Here is an 18,592-nt window from a genome sequence, read left to right as displayed (position 1 = left end):
TGCCCCGCGCCTCATTCGGTCGCGGGGCTTTTTTTTGTCGGTCTGTAATTCAACGCATATCCCACAAGGGGCTAATGGGTTGCCTCGGAATCCCGGTTTTCCATGACAGTGACGGTGGCCGTGGTCCCGGCGCGCAGGCGGTTTTTGGCGATATAGTCGGCATCGATCTGAATCCGCACCGGCACCCGTTGCGCCAGTTTGACCCAGGTGTAACTCGGGTTGATGTTGGCCAGCAGGCGACTGCCGGGGGAGTTTTCACGGTCGGCGATAGCAAAGGCAATGCTTTGCACGGTGCCACCAAAGGTCTCGCCGCTCATCAACTCGATCCTGACTCGATCGCCCTCCTTGATTCGCGGCAGCTTTGTTTCTTCAAAGTAGCCGCTGATATAAAACGAGTCGCTGTCCACCAGTGCCAACAATGCGCCCCCGGCAGTGGCGTAATCACCCTGACGCGTCAGCAGGTTGGTCACGTAACCGCTGACAGGCGCTGCAACCCGCGTTCGCTGCAAGTCCAGTTCGGCCTGGGTCAAAGCGGCGATCGCCAGTTGCACGTTGGCATGCGCCAGGCCCAGATTGGCCTGATTGCGCAACAGCTCCGCCTGCGCCACAGCCACTTCGGTACTGGATTTTTCCCATTCTTCGCCAGAGATCGCGAAACGCTGTTTGAGGGTTCGACGGCGACGCTCTTCACTTTGACGCTGCCTGAGCAGCGCTTCACTGGAAACAATCGTCGCTTCGGACTGGCCAAGCGTGGCTTTGGCGACTTCCACCGCACGCTTGGCATGCTCCACCGCCAGCGTATAACGAGCCGGGTCGATCTCCAGCAGCAACTGGCCTTTCTCGACACGCTGGTTGTCTTGCACGCTCAGGCTAACGATGCGCCCCGAGACATCAGCGGACAACGTCACCACATCGGCGCGAACCCGTGCATCGCGAGTCCAGGGGGCGCGGGTGTAATGCTCCCAGGCGAACCAGCCGAGGATGACGGCCAGCACCACCACCGCCAGGGTCGCGAGTCGGGCAAGAATCGTCTTCAAGGCATCAGGCTCCCATCACCAGGATCAACGTTGCGCATACGCAGGCATACAACGCGCCTTCGAACAGCGCCTCATGCCAGACAAAACGCAGTACCCCGAAGCGGCGCAAGATCCAGTCCAACAGCAGAAAAATCGGCAAGGCCAACAACAAGGCCTGGGCGATTGGCGGCAGATAGACACCGCCCACTTCCAGATCAATGGGCAAGGACCGGCACTCCTTCCACGTTTGTGGGTTGAAAGTATTTGCGATGTCGCTGCACAAACGACACCACGATCAACAACGCCACGCGCATTCTGAACACCGACCACAGGTGTTCATGAACGTCCAAATGCAAGTCGTCCATTTCATCGCCCAACACACGCAAGTTTCCGAGCAACTGCTCAAGGTCAATCCCGGGCCGCCCCGCGATCAATTGTCCTGTCTCACGGACAGCAACCAGCAAACGGTTCCGTTGTTCCGGACTCAACAACGTGTTGCTTTGCCCCTGTTGCCTGAGTTGGTTCAAAGCCACTCCCAGTGCCATGCACCCGAGGCTGACTTCGAACAGCTCGCGCGAATGCTTGTCGCTGGCCGCCGGCAATAGTCCCAACATCATGGTCAGGCGATCGACCATACGGCTTTCAAACGCAAATTGCTGCTCATCGGTGGCCGGCGTCTTCAACAAAGCGTAGACCTGCTCACAGCTTTCATTGAACAGCCGGCGTATCCGTAAATCGGGCCTGAACGGGAAGATCAAGGCGTAAACACTGAGCGCCAGCGCGGCGGCGCTGATATACGCGCCGGCAAATTCAAACCACTGAATGGCATTGTTTTGGCCGATTCCTGCGTTTTGCGGCCCCAGCAACAGCATGGTCGTCAGTCCAAGACCGATGCCTGTGCCAGTGGTTGGCGGACTGGCCAGCCCCACCGCGACGGCGTACAGCAATGGCGCAAACAACAAGGCGAGTAACTCGAAGTCACTGATCATCGGCATCAGCATGAACAGATAGAACGCCGACACCACCAAGGCCAGACCTAACCCCCTGGCAAAGCTTTGGCTGGCGAGCAACGGCCGGGGAAAAGTTGCCATCAGCGAACAGAGAATCCCCACCACAATCATCCCGCCACGGGCCCCATCCCAAGCAGTCTCGATCCAGATCAGACCGGCCACCAGCAACGCGGTAAATGCCCGGATTGCGTTCATTGCCGCTAACGTGAAATCCAGATGCAACGGATTGTCCTGGCCGCGGAACACACAGCTGGCTTCACGTCCTTCCTGAATCGCGTCACTCAGTTCCAGAATCTGCCCCAGTTGCTCCAACATCCGTGCCTGCTCCCAGCGCAGCGCCCAGGCCAATGAACGCAGCGTGGCAGGCATCGTCTCGGTGAGTTGTTCGGCCTTGTAGGCCTGGTCATCGAAACGCTGTTGCAGCGCCGAGAAATGATGCCGCGCTTCGGTCGACAATGAGCGCCCTTGCACGGCCAGGTCATCGAGAAACGCCAGTTCTTCGCTGCGCAACCGCTGTATCTCTTCCGGCAGTGCGCCCTCCCAACGTTCGGTGAGCAATTGCCGCTGGTGACGCAAAGCCGTCAACCGCGAAGTCAGCAGCACCAGTTGATTGCCGAGCAACTGCACCAGACTATTGGCACTGCGCAACCGTGGCGCATCGAAATACAAATGTCGACGCAGCCCTTCAAGGGCACTGATCTCGCCCAGCAGTTGCATTTGCCGCTTGTGGAAATCGGCCTCGCTTTCCTCGGTTCGAATCACCGCTGCCGCGTGAGTCGCGAGCAGTTTGATCACTTGATCGATCTTGGCGAAGTAACCCTTGGCCACCGCCTCCGGACGCGCCGTCAGAAGGCTGACAACGCACACGCAGGCCACCGCCAACAATGTTTCTGTCACGCGAGTGACCGCCAATAGGAACGTGCCCTCCTGATCGGGTTGCGCCAGCAGTGCCACCACCACCGCCGTGTAACCGCTCAGAACAAACGCCTGGGAACTGGTGTAGCGCAACAAGGTGCCGCCGGCGGTACACAGCGCCAGCCATAAGGCCAGGGTGATGATGAAGGGCAGCGGCGCCTGGGGAAAAATGGCCATGATCAACACCGCGACTGCCGCGCCCAACGTGGTGCCGATGATTTGGCCGAAACTTCGGGCCAGAGCCATACCGCCCAATGGCTGGCTGACAATGATCACCGCCATGATCGACCATTTGGGCTGGTCGAGGTCGAACACAAAGGCCAGGTACAGCGTCAGTAGCCCGGCCACGATGGTTCTCAGGGCAAACAGCAGCACCTCGCGTCCGGGGTTGAGAATCGCCTTGAAGTATTGCAGCAGCGGTTGCATGGGAGCGCTCATCGAGTCATCTCCTGCAAGCGTAGTCATCACGACGAATTTCTGTGTCGACAAAACCTGTAGGACATTTCGCTGATGGTTACGCCCACCTTGATAGAGCCTGTCGATCACTTCGTCAGCCAAAGCGATTGGACAGGATCACCCCATGCCCCTAGGCTGAAATCGCTGCGAAAGCATCACTCTCTCTATAAAGCCCCTGCCCATGATTGTGCGTCCCAAGCCGAATCTGCTCGGCATGCTGTTTTCCCTTAAAGGCTCGATTGCCAAGCGCATTGCCTTGCGCAGTCTGTTGGTGACCCTGCTGGCGTCGGTGATCGTGCTGGTGGAGATCTGGCATCCGGCGTATTTCTCCAAGGTCAACGCCACGCCGTTCACCCTGCTGGGTCTTTCGTTGTCGATCTTCATGAGCTTTCGTAACAACGCCTGCTACGACCGCTGGTGGGAGGGCCGCAAGCATCTGGGGCAGTTGATCATCGAAGTGCGCTCGTTGATTCGCCAGACCCAGGGGCTGATGGCGGCGGCCGAACGTGAACTTATGCTGCGTGAACTCTGCGGGTTCGCCCATGGCCTGATCGCCCGTCTGCGCCTTGAGAGCGAGATCAGCGCCATCAAACCGTGGACGCAGGATGCCGTCGACGCGGGGCACCCGAATATCACTGACGCGCTCTTGCAGCGGATCGGCGCCCGGTGCTCGGCCCTCGCCGAGCGCGGCCAGATCAGCGAATGGCGTTATACCCAACTGGAAACGCGACTGGTCAGCCTCAGTCAGGTCCAGGCCAGTTGCGAACGCATCAAAAGCACGCCACTGCCCTTCCCTTACACCCTGCTGCTGCACCGCACCATCTACCTGTTCTGCATCCTGTTGCCGTTCGCCATGGCAGAATCTCTTGGCTGGCTGACGCCGGTGATTACCGCCATCGTCAGCTACACCTTTTTCGGCCTCGACGAAATCGGCGACGATCTGGAGGACCCGTTCGTTTTCGATGAGAACGATCTGCCGTGCAATGCGATTTTGCGCACACTGGAGCGCGAAGTGCTGGCAGCGCTGGGGCAAACCGACTTGCCACCGGCCCTTGAGCCCGATGACTACGTGCTGAACTGAGCCAGGGTTTGACTCACAGCCCGGCCTGACCGAAGCTGGTGACTTTGCAAAAGCCCGTCAGCTCCCGGATTCCTGCATGCCTCAGTCCCGCCGCTATCTGCTCATCAGCCTCTGCGCACTGTTTGCCCTCGCCCTCGCCTGGTTTTTTTTGCGCAGCACGACGCCTGTGGTGCCGGAGGCAATTCGACGCGGCTACAGTGAAGCGCTGACCCAGGCACGCACGGGTCAACCGGGGGCGGCGCGGGTTCTTTACCAGCAATTGGGCCGCCCTGATCTGTCTGACAAGCGCCGCGTCTGGCTGCATGCCGAACTGCCCAACTACCCCAGCCCGCAAGCCTTGAAACTGGCGGATGCAGACCTGCAACATCCATCGGCGGATGTGCGCATCGCGGCGATCAAAAGCGTCAGCGGTTTAGTGCCCAATGGACAGCGAAGTCTGTTGCTCGGGCCCTTGCTCGATGACAGCGACCAAAGTGTCCGGTTTGTCGCAGTCAACGCCTTGTTAGGGCTGTCCCCGGATGAGCTGGGGTTGTATTTCGGCCCCTTGGAGCAAGCCATCGATGCCTGGGAACAGGTCCTCAAGCACCAGCCGGAAAGCGCCGACACCCAGTACCAACTGGCGCGCCTGCACTTGCACAATGCCGAACTGAAGGACGCGCAGCAGGCATTGGAGCGCACGTTGCAACTGGCGCCCGGCAACCTGCCGGCACTGGTGATGCAGATTGACGTGCTGGACCGACAGGGCCAAAGCGATGCCGCCCAGCAATTGTTGGCGAAGCAGTTAAAGGCCCAGCCCGATTCGGCCTATCTGCAACATGCGTTGGGGCTCTGGTTGCTGCATCACGGGCAAAGTGAGTTCGCATTGCTCGGGCTGTCCAAAGCCGTGGAGCTTGAGCCCGACAACAAGGATTACCGCTACGACCTGGCCACCACGCTGCATGGCGAGCAAGAGCTGGAAGCAGCGCAGAAACAGCTGCAGGAAATCGTCCAGCGCCACCCTGCCGATCGCAAGGCGCGCGTGCTGTTGATCAACTATTGGAAGGAAAGCGGACAGTTGCAGAACGTGCAGATCCTGCTGGCGCAGCTCGAGCAGCTCAATCCGGATGATCCGGCGTTGCAGCAAGGGCTTTAATCAAGATCAAAAGATCAAGATCGCAGCCTTCGGCAGCTCCTGAAGGGGGCCGTACGACACAACCGTCGACGCCGCTTCAGGAGAGCATGTCCTGCATGATCTGTTGCAACACATCCAGATCGAATGGCTTGGCCAGGATCGGTGCCTTGCGGGTGATCGGGCTGTCGGTCTCGCGGATTTCCTGCGGGTAACCGCTGATGAAGATCACCTTGAGTTCCGGTCGCAGCTTCACGGCCGGTTCGGCGATCTGCACGCCGGAAATCCCGCCAGGCAGGCGGAAGTCGGTGATCATCATGTCCAGGTTCGGTTTGCTCGCCAGAATCTCAAAGGCCTGCTCACCGTTTTCGGCTTGCAGCACCCGGTAACCTTCACCCGATAAATAAGCGGACAACACCATCAAAATCGAAGGATCATCCTCGACGATCAGTACCACGTCTTGTGCATCTTCACTCATGGAAAACCTTTGCTCGGTCAATAGCTGCTGATACGACCATGTGGTCACTCAGAGGTTGCGTTCATCGGGCTGTTTTCCTGCAGCGGCAGACAAACGCGAAACAAGGCGCCTTCGCCAATCCGGCTCTCGACGGTGATGGAGCCACCATGGGCGGCGACAATCTGCTGCGAAATAAACAAACCCAGGCCCAATCCCGCCACCACGGCCCTGGTGGAAACCCGCTCGAACTGCTGAAAAATGCGCTGCTGATTCTCTTCACCGATCCCGATACCGCGATCCTGAACCTCAACCCGCGCTTGCCCGTGGTGATTGTACACTCGTATGTCGATTGCGCTCTTGGCACCATAGCGCAAGGCATTGGTCAGCAGATTGGAAATCACTTGTTCAATACGAAACTCGTCCCAGTCGCCCATCACGGGTTGGTCGGCGATCAAGCTGACTGACGCCTGCGCGGCCTCAACCTGCGGTGCGAAGTTTTGCAAAAGATTGTGCACCAGTTGCACCAGGTCAAACCGACTGGGGCGGATCGATAGCTTGCCGGTGCGGATCCGCGACACATCGAGCATGTCTTCGATCAGGCGGATCAGGCTTTTGATCTGCCGCTCGTCGCGCTCGACCATGGCGTGCATTTTGTCCAGGGTGAACGCCGCGGCGTTATCCCGGGCCAGGTGCATTTTGCGCAACTGGGTTTCGAGGATCAGGCCATTGAGCGGCGTACGGACTTCGTGCGCGACGATGGACATGAAGTCATCGCGCATGCGCACCGCTTGCTCCAGTTCATTCTGGGTGTTCTGCAACTGTTCAAGCAGCGCCTCCTGTTCGCGGCGACTTTGCTCCAGGGCTTCAACCTGCTGTTGCATCGCCTTGCTCTGGCGATACAGATCGACGAAGACATTGACCTTGCTCTTGACCGCGTGAACATCCAGTGGCTTGTGCAGAAAGTCCACCGCTCCGCTTTCGTAGCCCTTGAACGCGTAGTTGAGATCACGGCCAGCGGCACTGACAAACACAATCGGGATGTTTTTGGTTTTTTCCGTGCCGCGCATCAACTCGGCCAACTCGAAGCCGTTCATGCCGGGCATCTGCACATCGAGAATGGCCAGCGCGAATTCGTGCTGCAACAACAGCGACAAGGCTTCATCGGCGGACAAGGCCTGGTAGACGATGAGGTCCTCACGCTTGATCAAGGCCTCGAGCGCCAGCAGGTTCCCCGGCAGGTCGTCGACGATCAGCAATTTGGCCAGGATATTACTGAGAGGAATACCTGCACTGTTCATGATTTGCGGTAGATCCTTTCTTGTTTGACCAACGGCTCGAACTGATTGCCATAGGCCGAAAAATCCAGGGTTTCCTTACTGCCCAGCGCCAGAAAACCCCGGTGACACAAAGATTCGTGAAACAAGCCGAACGTTCGATCCTGAAGTTTTTTGTTGAAATAAATCAGCACATTACGACACGAAATTAATTGAGTTTCGGAAAATACGCTATCGGTGGCCAGGCTGTGATCGGCGAAGGTCACGTTGTCGCACAGGCTCTTGTCGAAAATCGCGTAGTCATAAGCCGCCGTGTAGTAATCGGCGAACGAACGCTGACCACCGGCCTGCTGATAGTTGTGAGTGTAGGCGCGGACATTCTGCAGGGAGAAAATCCCCTGCCTGGCTTTATCCAGCGAGCGCGGGTTGATGTCAGTGGCATAGATGATGGTGCGCTCCAGCAAGCCTTCTTCGCGCAGCAGGATCGCCATCGAATAGACCTCTTCGCCGGTGCTGCAACCGGCAATCCAGACCTTGATCGACGGCCAGGTCTTGAGCAGCGGCACCACTTCCTGACGCAGCGCCAGGAAGTGCGAAGGGTCGCGAAACATTTCGCTGACCGGAATCGTCAGCAATTGCAGCAGCTGCATGAACGCGGTTGGGTCGTGCAGGACCTTCTCTTGCAGTGCCGAGATGGTATTGCACTCGAATTGGCTCAATGCATGGTTGACCCGACGCTTGATCGACGCGCCAGAGTAATCGCGAAAATCGTAGCTGTATTTGAGGTAGATCGCTTCGATCAACAACCTCAGTTCGATTTCGCTGCGCTCCATTAGAGGCGTTCCATCTTCGGTAACCACACACGAATCAGCGAGAACAGGCGATCCAGGTCGATGGGCTTGGCCAGGTAGTCATTGGAGCCGGCCTGCAAGCAGCGCTCCTGATCGTCCTTCATCGCCTTGGCCGTCACCGCAATGATCGGCAGCTTGCGCCAGCGTGGGTCTTTGCGGATTTCGAGGGTGGCTTCGAAACCATCCATTTCCGGCATCATCACGTCCATCAGCACCAGGTCGATGTCCTCGACGTCATTCAATCGCTCAATTGCTTCACGACCGTTACGGCCAATCACCACGACCGCACCCTTTTGCTCCAACGCACTGGTCAGGGCAAAGATGTTACGAATATCGTCGTCCACCAGCAGCACCTTGCGCCCCTCGAACACCTTGTCGCGGCTGCGGGCGGTCTTGAGCATGGTCTGGCGTTCATGGGACAACCGGGATTCGACCTTGTGCAGAAAGAGTGTCACTTCATCCAGCAACCGTTCGGGCGAGCGCGCGCCCTTGATGATGATCGAGCGCGAATACTTGCGCAGCTCGGCCTCTTCGTCCCGGGTCAGGTTGCGCCCGGTATAGACGATCACCGGCGGAAACGAGCAGATATCCTCGCAGGACATACGCTTGAGCAAGTCGTTGCCGAGCATGTCCGGCAGTTTCAGGTCGATGATCATGCAGTCGAAAATCGTGGTGCGCAGTAAATCGAGTGCATCCTGCGCCAGGCCGACGGCAGTGATTTCGATGTCCTCGTCGCCGATCAATCGGGCAATACCGTCGCGCTGCACATCGTCGTCTTCGACCAGCAATATGCGTTTGACCTTCTGGGTCAGTTTGGCTTCAAGACGGGCAAACACCTCCTTGAGCTCCTCGCGCGTGGTCGGTTTGACCGCGTAACCGATGGCGCCCATGTGCATGGCGGCCTCGACACGGTCTTCGACAGAGATCACATGCACGGGAATGTGCCGGGTTTCGGCGTGCTCTTTCAGGCGCTGCAATACCGTCAGCCCGGAATGATCCGGCAGGCGCATGTCCAGCAGGATCGCATCGGGGATGAATTGCCTGGCCAGGTCGTATCCTTCATCGGCGCCGTGGGCCACCAGGCACTGATAACCCAGTTCATGGGCAAGATCGTAGAGGATGTGCGCAAAGTCGGGCTCATCTTCCACCACCAGGATGCAACGACTGGCGAACGGCGCCTTGTGGCGATCATCGTCGAAACACGCAATGTCGACGTCGGCAATCAGCGGCACAGGCGCGGCAATTACAGCGTTTTTCGATATGAAAGCCGGCATGGCCACCGGCGTGGCTTTCATCGTTTCGACGGGCGTATCGCCCGGTTCGACGTAGTGCTGCGGCAAGACCAGGGTGAACACACTGCCCTGCCCCGGCGTGCTGGTCAGGCTGATGGAGCCGCCCAACAACGTGGCCAGATCACGAGAGATCGACAGGCCCAGGCCGGTACCGCCGTAACGACGGTTAGTGGTGCCGTCGGCCTGACGGAAGGCTTCGAAAATGCTTTCCTGATGATCCGGTGCAATGCCGATCCCGGAGTCGCGAACGATAAAGGCAATGCCATGGCCCGGCTGAGCAGCCACGATCAGGCTGACGGTGCCCTTTTCGGTGAACTTCACCGCGTTGGACAACAGGTTCTTGATCACTTGCTCCAGGCGCTGGCGGTCGGTGAACAGCATCAGCGGCGCGTCGGCCTGCAATTCGACGTCAAAATCCAGTTTCTTGTCCGCAGCCAACGGCTCGAACATTCCCCGCAGGCCTTCCACCAGGCGCGCAACGCTGGTGTTCTCCGGACGCACCTCAAGTTTGCCGGCTTCAACCTTGGAAATGTCGAGAATGTCGTTGATCAGGTTGAGCAAGTCGTTGCCGGCGGAATAGATCGACTCGGCGAACTTGATCTGCTCGGCGCTGAGGTTTTCCTGCGGGTTTTCCGCCAGCAATTTCGCCAGAATCAACGAACTGTTCAGCGGCGTGCGCAGCTCGTGGGACATGTTGGCCAGGAATTCGGACTTGTACTTGCTGGCACGCTGCAATTCTTCGGCGCGGGCCTCAAGCTCAAGCTGGGCCTGATTCAGCTGGCTGTTCTTCAGGTCCATGGCGTCGCGTTGCTCGGCCAGGATCTGCGCCTGTTCGGCGAGTTGTTCGTTGGTTTGCTCCAGCTCGACCTGCTGGGTTTCCAGGTGAGCCTGGGACTCCTTGAGAACCCGCGACTGCTCTTCCAGCTCTTCGTTGGCGCTCTTGAGTTCTTCTTGCTGAACCTGCAGCTCCTCGTTGAGTTGCTGGGTTTCGGCCAGCACTTCCTGCAAGCGCTGGCGATAACGAGCGGCCTCGATCGAGGTGCCGATATTGCCGGCGATCAGTTCGAGCAACTCGATGTCACGATCGGTCAGCGGCCGCAGGAAACCCAGCTCGATCACCCCGTTGACCCGATCGTCATCGCTGGTCGGTACCACCAGTACACTGTGTGGTAAACCTTCGCCCAGGCCGGAGCTGACTTTGAAGTAGTCGCCTGGCACGTCATCAAGACGAATCAGGCGCGCCTGTTGCGCCACCTGGCCGACAATCCCTTCGCCATTGTAAATCTGCTGCTCAAGCGCTTCCTGTTCCCGGGAGAAACCGTAAGACGCGATGCGCTTCAGGCCGCCATGCTCCTCACGCACATAAATTGCCGCGACGGCGCTGCCCAGGTATTGCGCGCAGAACTGCAGGATGTTGCGCCCCAACAGATTGAGCGATAACTGCCCCAGGACTTGTTCGGCCAGTTCGGTCTGGCCGTTGCGCAACCAGGCCTGCTGCTCCAGCCGCCGGGCGCTGGCCTGTTGTGTGGCGAGGTTGACGCTGTAGCTGCGGGACAGGTTGAGCAGATCCCGACGACCAATATAGGCCAGCAATCCGCTGATACCGGCCACGAACAGTAGATAAAGAGCGATGCTCCAGATTGTGGTGCGCCGCACTTCTTCGTTGCGCGTGGCACGCAACTGCTGCTCCATGTCGATCAGGTCTTCGAATTGCTTGCGGATCTCATCGGTCAACCGTTTGCCGCGCCCGACCTTGACGACGCTGCGGTAATCACCGCCTGCATGCTGCAAATCGATCAACGATTGCGCGAAATTGGCCCACTCCGTCTGCAAGGCCTGGAGCCGGTGCAGACGGTCGGTCTGCACCGGATTGTCCGCGGTCAGTTCGAGCAAGGTATTGAGGGCGACCGCTATTCTTGGCTTTGCCGTCTCATAGGGCTCGAGAAAATGCTCGTCGCCACTGAGCAGGAAACCGCGCATGCCGGTTTCCAGATCGACGGTCAGTTTTACCGCTTCATTGACATTATTGATCACCCGGTCCGAGTGCTGGACCCACTGGATCACCGACAGCAGATAGGTAATCAGCAAGACAAAGAACACCGCGCTGATGACACCGACACCCAACGGCAGGCTGACGTTGCGGCTCAGGAGTTTACGGAATCGTTGCTCATCAACCGCAGGCGCAGAGGTCATGGGAAGCCTTGTCGAACTGTTGAAGCCATCGAGTCTGCCCCAAATCGGCCGAGGGGATCCATTTTTCTGACACGTTTTTCGGCAAAATCCTGCATTTCACTGCCCCAGCGCAAAGGAGCGGTTACTCTGTGCGGTTCTTGTGCGGCTATTGTTTTTGTAACGTCTCGGGAACTTGTCGTGATCCGTCACTTACTCATGCAAGAGCCCGGCGATTTTGATCGACGCTGTCGCAAATCCGACCTTTGAGAGCCCCACTATGTCCACCAATGCATCCACCATCCTGGTCGTCGAAGACGATGCCATCGTGCGCACGCTGATCGTCGATGTGCTGGAGGAACTGGAATACCGGGTACTTGAGGCCGACGGCTGTGAAGAGGCGCTGGATTTCATCAACGATGAGGACCAGCACATCGACTTACTGATGACCGATGTGGGGTTGCCGATCATGGACGGACGTGAACTGGCGAAACAGGCACGCATGCTGCGCCCCAAGCTGCCGATTCTGTTCGCCAGCGGCTATGCCGAAAGTATTGAAGTGCCTGATGGCATGCATGTGATCGGCAAGCCGTTTTCCATTGATCAGTTGCGGGACAAGGTAAAACACATTCTTCGTCATTAATTAACTCCAGAATGCCGGGGCAACTTGAAGAATCACTCCGGCACCTGACGCATTGCAGCTCATCACCCAACCGTTGCTCGTGGGACTCTCGAGCCCGAATCGCCCCTGAAACAAGGGACTCCCCCCGGACGAACACGGAAAAAAATGCGGCGAGCTATGGTTTAATGCCGCCCCCTATATTCCCCGGCCGCATGCCTGCATCAAGGACTTCCATTTCATGAGTCAACCTCGCCCAACCAAAGTCCTGGTCATTGGTTACGTCTGGCCCGAGCCCCGGTCTTCGGCGGCCAGCGGGCATGTGATGCAAATCCTCGACACGTTCTTGCAGCAAGGCTGGGACATTACTTTCAGCAGTCCGGCAGGCACCGGTGAGCATCGTGCGGACCTGACCGCACTGGGTATCCGCGAAGTGCCGATCGAGTTGAATAACAGCAGCTTCGATGCGTTTATCAGTGAACTCGCACCGGATATTGTCCTGTTCGACCAGTTCATGATGGAAGAACAGTTCGGTTGGCGAGTCGAAAAGCACTGCCCGGACGCCTTGCGCGTACTTGAGACCTCTGACCTGCAAAGCCTTCGTCATGCACGGCATCAGCGGCTCAAGGAACGCTTGAAGGCCAGTGACGACGCCAACGATTTCAGCGAGCTATTCGCGCCAGCCTTGCGTGAAGAGTTCCAGCTCATGGCCGATACCGATCTCGCCAAACGGGAGATTGCTGCGCTGTACCGTTGCGACCTGAACCTGATGATCTCTGAAGTGGAGATCGAATTGCTGGTCGAGCAGTTCAAGCTGCCGCGCAACTTGCTGCACTGGTGTCCGCTGATGGTCGAACCTGAGTGCGTGCCGCCGACAGCCTTTGAAGATCGGGCGCACTTTCTCAGCATCGGCAATTTTCGACATGCGCCGAACTGGGATGCGGTGCTCTGGATGAAAACAGCCATATGGCCGTTGATCCGCGAGCAACTGCCCGCGGCTCAATTGCATATCTATGGTGCTTACACGCCACCCAAGGCTACCGCGCTGCACAACCCGGCCCAGGGTTTTCATGTCATGAACTGGGCAGAAGATGCTTTGCAAGTGATGTCGGCGGCACGCATTTGTCTGGCGCCTCTACGCTTCGGTGCCGGTATCAAAGGCAAGATTGTCGACGCCATGTTGTGCGGCACGCCTACGGTGACAACCCCCATTGGTGCCGAAGCGATGCACGGCAATCATCCCTGGCCTGGTGCCATGGCCCGGACGGCACGGGAAGTGGCTGACTGTGCCGTGCGGCTGTACAAGGATGAAGCGCTTTGGACGCAGGCCCAACTCCACGGGCAGAGGTTGCTGGCTGAACGTTATCGACGGTCGGAACATGGCCCGGCACTGATCGAGAAGTTGTTATATTGCCAACAGCACCTCGCACAACTTCGAAGTGATAACTTCATGGGCGGCATGTTGCGTCATCACCACCATAAAAGTACGCAATACATGGCGCAATGGATTGAGGCGAAAAACCGAAACCCCGCTTAATTAACGTACAACTAAATATACACATCCTGCATTATCACGACGATTGATCGCCCCTCTCTTTCCCTTTATAAATTATTGACCGAAGTGGGTAACAGTTACTCACTTCGGCCAGCCAATAACACCTATAAAACCATGCAAGGAAGCATTAAATGGACAACATTGTTCAAAACAACTATGCACTTAGAAACTGGATGGGCGCCACGCCGGCGATTGATACTTTGTCGCTCGCCGAATTGACACTACCAGGCACCCATAACGCCGGCAGCGACTGGAAGGCGTCCTGGCCGCTGATTCCGGGCGCCCATTGGCTGGCCTGTCAGCACGAATCGTTTTACTCGCAACTGCACCACGGTTCCCGAGTGCTTGACATCCGTTTGACGTATGACGCTAGTGCGCCGGGGCTTGGCAAGTTCTGTATTCATCACAACGGCTACCGTAACGGCCGTACGTTTGGACACCTTGTCAGAGACGTAGAAGCATTTCTGCAAGAAAATCCCAATGAATTCATCATCCTGGACTTTCATGAATTGAGTGGGGATGACTTTGATTACGCTTACTTCAATAAGATGATGGCCCACTTCCTTGGTCGCCGCTTGATTCCCAACCAAAATCGCTCGTTGGGCCTCGGCCAACTCAAACGCCTCAGCGACAGCCAACGCGTTGTGGTTGCTGCGCCTTGGCACTGGGCAATTGACAAGAACGTATTCATCCAGCAAATCGAGCACAAATGGTCTGGCAGCGGCATCACCAGTGCCGCTGAGTTGGAACAGCACATTATAAAAGTGCTGAAGTACCCGCCAGGCACATGGGCACCATGGTCCCTGTCCGCGACCAGTTATAGCGCTCTCGGTGGTCCGGTAGATATTCATGATGAGCTTAATTCGTGGTTTGATCCGAATAAAAGCGACTGGGCAACACGGTGCAACATTATCAACGTCGACTTCATTGAAGAAAGCAACATTGTTTCATATTGCCTGACCGCGAACCTGAATAAAGCCGCCAAGCGAACCCGCTAGCTATTTCTTGTGCAAGTATTTCCGTGACTGGCAATGCTGTCGTGCACTTCTATGCTGGGTCATGAAAGCCTTTCTACGCAGGCGAGTAATAGGGGTATGGCACGCAGCCACATCCGACACATGAATTTCGTCGCCGCCATGGAGGAGACGATTCAATGACAAGGAACTGTCATGACCCATAACACAGCCATCACGCTGGATAAACAAACGTGGATGAGCACTGTCCTCGACATCAATCGTATAAAACTGACTGATGTTATCTGGCCCGGCGCCCATAACGCCGGCATGGATAAACAGGCGCCTAATTATGAAGTGGTCGTCGGCAACTGGACGACGTGTCAAAACGGTTCATTTGCATGGCAACTGTCCAATGGCGCGCGGGTATTCGATATCCGCTTGGGCTACACCGAGGGTGCTGATCAGTCGATCTTCTATTTCCATCACAATGGCTACCAATCCCATCGAGTCCTCGATGAGCTGATCAGTGCAATATTATCTTTCCTGGATCGCAACCCGGACGAATTTGTGGTTTTCGACTTTCATGAACTAGGGGACGGCAACAAGCCCTTCGACTATCAGAAACTCAATGCTCTTCTGGTGAGTCAACTCGGACAGCGGGCCATACCGCCCGGTGACGCCACAAAAACGATCGGCGAACTAAAGCGTATCAGTGCTCGTCGCAGGGTGGTGTTGGCGGCGCCTGCACGGCGGGAGCTCGATGAGGACTACTTCTGGCCGCGCATCACACACAAGTGGGCCGGCAAGCGCTTCACCGATACCGATGATCTGAAAACCCATATTTCCCACACACTCGATGACGCGCCTTACGAATCGTTCCTATGGTCGTTATCGGCCACCAGTTACGCGCTTCTGGGAGGTCCTCAAAACATCAAGAACCAGATCAATGAGTGGTTCAATCCGACCCGGGACTGGGTCACGCGTTGCAGCATTATCAATACCGACTTTTTCGACGAATCCGAAATCGTTCGTTACTGCTGGAGTGCCACCAGCATGAAAGCGGTATACGGTGATGCCTTGCATGCCCCCGCCTGAGCACAGTTGCGTTGCAAGCTGGCCTTAGGCGTCCCGAAAGAGGCATGATCAAGGGGCGATAACAATAAAAGTGTCCTGACATGAGCCGACCAGCCAGAGTTACCGATCCCTCCTACGAATTGATGGACGACCACAACGGGTTGTCCATCATCTATCGCCAGCACGGATTCCCCTGCCCCCTGGTGCGCTGGCATTTCCACAAGGAATACGAACTGCACCTGATTGTCGCCAGCTCCGGCAAGGTGTTCATCGGTGACTACATCGGCAACTTTTACCCGGAAACACTGTTCCTGACCGGCCCCAACCTGCCCCACAACTGGATCAGCCAGGTGGCCGAAGACGAAGTGGTGCCCGAGCGCGACATGCTGGTCAACTTCACTGACGAGCTGTTCGAAAGCGGCCATCAGGTGTTCGCCGAACTCAAGACAATTGCGCCCTTGCTGGAGCGCGCGCAGTACGGCATCGAGTTTCGCTGCAAGCGCACCATCCGCCAGGCCATGACCTTGATGCAGCGCATCGCCGACACCCAGGGCATGACCCGGCTCGGGCACTTTTTCATTCTGCTGGAGTTGCTGGCGGCGTCCGATGACTACCAGTTGCTTTCCGGTGCCACGACGCCGCAATTGGCCGATGAACACAATATCGACCGTACCAACCGGGCGGTGGATTACATCTTTGCCCATTACGCCCGGGATTTGACGCTGGAAGAGGTGGCCGAGCATCTGGGTCTGAAGCCGACCTATTTCAGCCGAGTGTTTAAACAGGCCACCGGGCGCTGCTTCATCGAGTTCGTCAATCGCCTGCGCATCAGCAAATCCTGCGAACTGCTGGCCGATGGCGACAAGCCGGTGACCGATGTGTGCTTCGAGTCGGGCTTCAACAACATTTCCAACTTCAACCGGCGTTTTCAGCAACTCAAGGGCATGACGCCGTCGCACTATCGGCGGTTGGCGGTGCAGCGTTTGACTGAGCAGAATCTGGGTTAGAAGACCCCGACAGATCAAAAGATCAAGAGATCGCAGCCTTCGGCAGCTCCTACAGGAATCCGGCATGACCGCGGAAATTGGGTCGTCCACGGTCAACGTAGGAGCTGCCGAAGGCTGCGATTTTTTGATTCTCGCCCCGAAACCTATACGGATTTAATCAGGGCTAATCGCTAAATCGCCGTTCTCCACGCCTCCCACACTGAACCTCAGTGCAAAAAAGTATCGATAACAGTGCGATGGATGATTTGTCAGCCCGTCAATTGAAGGCTGTAATCGCTGCACATTCTTCCCTCCGCAGGAAGATACAAAAACAATAACTGTCCTTCTGTAACCCCCGGGTGCAGAAAAGGAGTGCATGATGCAACCTTCTGTAAAAGCTCTACTTGCCCTCACCTGCATGACCCTCAGCAGCGTCAGCCTCGGCGCTCAGACCCTGACCATCGCCACCGTCAACAACAGCGACATGATCCGCATGCAAAAGCTCTCGAAAACCTTCGAGGCCGAGCATCCGGACATCAAGCTCAATTGGGTGGTGCTCGAAGAAAACGTCCTGCGTCAACGCCTGACCACCGACATCGCCACCCAGGGCGGGCAGTTCGATGTGTTGACCATCGGCATGTACGAAGCCGCACTCTGGGGTGCCAAGGGTTGGCTGGAACCGATGAAGGACTTGCCGGTCAGCTACGCCCTCGACGACGTTTTCCCTTCGGTGCGTGAAGGTCTTTCGGTCAAGGGCTCGCTCTATGCCCTGCCGTTCTACGCTGAAAGCTCCATCACCTATTACCGCACCGACCTGTTCAAGGACGCCGGGCTGACCATGCCGGAACGCCCGACCTGGGAACAGATCGGCGAATTCGCCAGCAAACTCACCCATAAAGATAAAGAACAGTACGGCATCTGCCTGCGCGGCAAGGCTGGCTGGGGCGAAAACATGGCGCTGATCACCACCGTCGCCAACGCCTATGGCGCGCGCTGGTTCGATGAGAAGTGGCAACCTGAGTTCACCGATCCTGAGTGGAAAAATGCGCTGAACTTCTACGTCGACACCATGAAAAAATCCGGCCCGCCTGGCGCATCGAGCAACGGCTTCAACGAGAACCTGGCGCTGTTCAACAGCGGCAAGTGCGCCATCTGGGTCGATGCCAGTGTGGCCGGCTCGTTCGTGACCGATAAAACCCAGAGCAAAGTCAGCGACCACGTGGGCTTTACTTACGCACCGCATCAGGTCACCGACAAAGGTTCGGCCTGGCTGTATTCCTGGGCGCTGGCCATCCCAACCAGCTCCAAGGCCAAGGAAGCAGCGAAAACCTTCAGCGCCTGGGCTACGTCCAGGGAGTACGGAGCCCTGGTCGCGGAAAAAGACGGCATCGCCAACGTGCCACCGGGCACTCGCGCCTCGACTTACACCGAGGCTTACATGAATGCCGCGCCGTTCGCCAAGGTGACGCTGGAATCGCTGAAAGCCGCGGACCCGAGCCAACCGTCGCAAAAACCCGTGCCCTACATCGGTATCCAGCTGGTGACCATCCCTGAATTCCAGGCCGTGGGCACCCAGGTCGGCAAGCTGTTCTCCGCCGCGCTGATCGGCCAGACCACGGTCGACCAGGCCCTGACCGCCGCCCAGTCAACCACCGAACGTGAGATGAAGCGCGCCGGTTATCCCAAATAACCCCGCGCACTTGTAGGAGCGGGGGGGGGGGGGGGGGGGGGGGGGGGGGGGGGGGGGGGGGGGGGGGGGGGGGGGGGGGGGGG

General features: G+C 57.5%; 15 protein-coding genes. 8 read left to right on the top strand and 7 right to left on the bottom strand.

Annotated features, from left to right (window positions below; translation table 11 throughout):
* Positions 1-71: 71 nt before the first annotated feature.
* From AC1RO5_RS08965 to AC1RO5_RS08955, 3 genes are read right to left on the bottom strand one after another with little or no spacing between them, the layout of a single operon-like run.
* Positions 72-1,037 (bottom strand): HlyD family secretion protein, encoded by a 966-nt coding sequence (locus tag AC1RO5_RS08965; protein ID WP_493174582.1) that lies wholly within the window; start codon positions 1,035-1,037, stop codon positions 72-74.
* Positions 1,038-1,041: 4 nt separating this feature from the next.
* The gene (locus tag AC1RO5_RS08960; protein ID WP_413696334.1) at positions 1,042-1,242 is read right to left on the bottom strand and encodes a DUF1656 domain-containing protein; all 201 of its coding nucleotides are present in this window, start codon (positions 1,240-1,242) and stop codon (positions 1,042-1,044) included.
* On the bottom strand, positions 1,232-3,379 hold the full coding sequence (locus tag AC1RO5_RS08955) for an FUSC family protein (protein ID WP_493174581.1): 2,148 nt from the start codon (positions 3,377-3,379) through the stop codon (positions 1,232-1,234). Before AC1RO5_RS08955 ends, AC1RO5_RS08960 begins: the two co-directional genes overlap by 11 nt.
* Before the next feature lie 199 nt (positions 3,380-3,578).
* Between AC1RO5_RS08955 and AC1RO5_RS08950 the strand changes: the two genes are divergently transcribed.
* Positions 3,579-4,478, top strand: coding sequence for a bestrophin family protein (locus tag AC1RO5_RS08950; protein WP_493174580.1), 900 nt, complete (start codon positions 3,579-3,581; stop codon positions 4,476-4,478).
* A gap of 76 nt (positions 4,479-4,554) precedes the next feature.
* A complete protein-coding gene (locus tag AC1RO5_RS08945) occupies positions 4,555-5,610 on the top strand; it encodes a tetratricopeptide repeat protein (protein ID WP_007936702.1) in 1,056 nt (351 codons plus the stop codon).
* A gap of 76 nt (positions 5,611-5,686) precedes the next feature.
* Here AC1RO5_RS08945 and AC1RO5_RS08940 read toward each other — a convergent pair whose 3' ends face one another.
* Genes AC1RO5_RS08940 through AC1RO5_RS08925 form a run of 4 tightly spaced genes read right to left on the bottom strand, consistent with a single transcriptional unit; the run spans position 5,687 to position 11,653 of the window.
* On the bottom strand, positions 5,687-6,064 hold the full coding sequence (locus tag AC1RO5_RS08940; RefSeq protein ID WP_018926027.1) for a response regulator: 378 nt from the start codon (positions 6,062-6,064) through the stop codon (positions 5,687-5,689).
* A gap of 44 nt (positions 6,065-6,108) precedes the next feature.
* Positions 6,109-7,341, bottom strand: coding sequence for a hybrid sensor histidine kinase/response regulator (locus AC1RO5_RS08935; protein ID WP_493174579.1), 1,233 nt, complete (start codon positions 7,339-7,341; stop codon positions 6,109-6,111).
* Positions 7,338-8,150 (bottom strand): CheR family methyltransferase, encoded by an 813-nt coding sequence (locus AC1RO5_RS08930; RefSeq protein WP_204123700.1) that lies wholly within the window; start codon positions 8,148-8,150, stop codon positions 7,338-7,340. The genes AC1RO5_RS08935 and AC1RO5_RS08930 overlap by 4 nt, the downstream gene beginning before the upstream one ends.
* Positions 8,150-11,653, bottom strand: a complete 3,504-nt coding sequence (locus AC1RO5_RS08925; protein WP_493174578.1) for a response regulator — start codon at positions 11,651-11,653, stop codon at positions 8,150-8,152. The genes AC1RO5_RS08930 and AC1RO5_RS08925 overlap by 1 nt, the downstream gene beginning before the upstream one ends.
* Positions 11,654-11,909: 256 nt before the next feature.
* On the opposite strand from AC1RO5_RS08925, the gene AC1RO5_RS08920 reads away from it, so the two are divergent.
* The 6 genes from AC1RO5_RS08920 (at position 11,910) to AC1RO5_RS08895 (ending at position 18,509) form a co-directional block, all read left to right on the top strand.
* Positions 11,910-12,272, top strand: a complete 363-nt coding sequence (locus AC1RO5_RS08920) for a response regulator (RefSeq protein WP_493174577.1) — start codon at positions 11,910-11,912, stop codon at positions 12,270-12,272.
* A gap of 217 nt (positions 12,273-12,489) precedes the next feature.
* The gene (locus AC1RO5_RS08915; RefSeq protein WP_493174576.1) at positions 12,490-13,785 is read left to right on the top strand and encodes a glycosyltransferase; all 1,296 of its coding nucleotides are present in this window, start codon (positions 12,490-12,492) and stop codon (positions 13,783-13,785) included.
* Between the two features lie 149 nt (positions 13,786-13,934).
* On the top strand, positions 13,935-14,801 hold the full coding sequence (locus AC1RO5_RS08910; protein ID WP_493174575.1) for a phosphatidylinositol-specific phospholipase C domain-containing protein: 867 nt from the start codon (positions 13,935-13,937) through the stop codon (positions 14,799-14,801).
* A 171-nt stretch (positions 14,802-14,972) separates the two neighbouring features.
* A complete protein-coding gene (locus AC1RO5_RS08905) occupies positions 14,973-15,854 on the top strand; it encodes a phosphatidylinositol-specific phospholipase C domain-containing protein (RefSeq protein ID WP_493174574.1) in 882 nt (293 codons plus the stop codon).
* A gap of 80 nt (positions 15,855-15,934) precedes the next feature.
* The gene (locus AC1RO5_RS08900; RefSeq protein ID WP_493174573.1) at positions 15,935-16,840 is read left to right on the top strand and encodes a helix-turn-helix domain-containing protein; all 906 of its coding nucleotides are present in this window, start codon (positions 15,935-15,937) and stop codon (positions 16,838-16,840) included.
* 358 nt (positions 16,841-17,198) lie between these two features.
* Positions 17,199-18,509 carry an ABC transporter substrate-binding protein gene (locus AC1RO5_RS08895; RefSeq protein WP_493174572.1) on the top strand — a complete coding sequence of 437 codons (1,311 nt, stop codon included), beginning with the start codon at positions 17,199-17,201 and terminating at the stop codon, positions 18,507-18,509.
* Positions 18,510-18,592 lie beyond the last annotated feature (83 nt).

This window comes from Pseudomonas sp. GW822-FHT02G04 (genome assembly GCF_058802085.1).
The sequence above is the reverse complement of the archived record's forward strand: the minus strand, read 5'-3'. Positions and strand labels throughout refer to the sequence as shown.

Excerpts from the sequence above, each read along its gene's own strand:
- AC1RO5_RS08945 (WP_007936702.1), top strand. The coding sequence starts at position 4,555 with ATGCCTCAGTCCCGCCGCTATCTGCTCATCAGCCTCTGCGCACTGTTT.
- AC1RO5_RS08935 (WP_493174579.1), bottom strand. The coding sequence starts at position 7,341 with ATGAACAGTGCAGGTATTCCTCTCAGTAATATCCTGGCCAAATTGCTG.
- AC1RO5_RS08925 (WP_493174578.1), bottom strand. The coding sequence starts at position 11,653 with ATGACCTCTGCGCCTGCGGTTGATGAGCAACGATTCCGTAAACTCCTG.
- AC1RO5_RS08915 (WP_493174576.1), top strand. The coding sequence starts at position 12,490 with ATGAGTCAACCTCGCCCAACCAAAGTCCTGGTCATTGGTTACGTCTGG.
- AC1RO5_RS08895 (WP_493174572.1), top strand. The coding sequence starts at position 17,199 with ATGCAACCTTCTGTAAAAGCTCTACTTGCCCTCACCTGCATGACCCTC.
- AC1RO5_RS08920 (WP_493174577.1), top strand. The coding sequence starts at position 11,910 with ATGTCCACCAATGCATCCACCATCCTGGTCGTCGAAGACGATGCCATC.
- AC1RO5_RS08955 (WP_493174581.1), bottom strand. The coding sequence starts at position 3,379 with ATGAGCGCTCCCATGCAACCGCTGCTGCAATACTTCAAGGCGATTCTC.
- AC1RO5_RS08910 (WP_493174575.1), top strand. The coding sequence starts at position 13,935 with ATGGACAACATTGTTCAAAACAACTATGCACTTAGAAACTGGATGGGC.
- AC1RO5_RS08905 (WP_493174574.1), top strand. The coding sequence starts at position 14,973 with ATGACCCATAACACAGCCATCACGCTGGATAAACAAACGTGGATGAGC.
- AC1RO5_RS08940 (WP_018926027.1), bottom strand. The coding sequence starts at position 6,064 with ATGAGTGAAGATGCACAAGACGTGGTACTGATCGTCGAGGATGATCCT.
- AC1RO5_RS08900 (WP_493174573.1), top strand. The coding sequence starts at position 15,935 with ATGAGCCGACCAGCCAGAGTTACCGATCCCTCCTACGAATTGATGGAC.
- AC1RO5_RS08930 (WP_204123700.1), bottom strand. The coding sequence starts at position 8,150 with ATGGAGCGCAGCGAAATCGAACTGAGGTTGTTGATCGAAGCGATCTAC.
- AC1RO5_RS08950 (WP_493174580.1), top strand. The coding sequence starts at position 3,579 with ATGATTGTGCGTCCCAAGCCGAATCTGCTCGGCATGCTGTTTTCCCTT.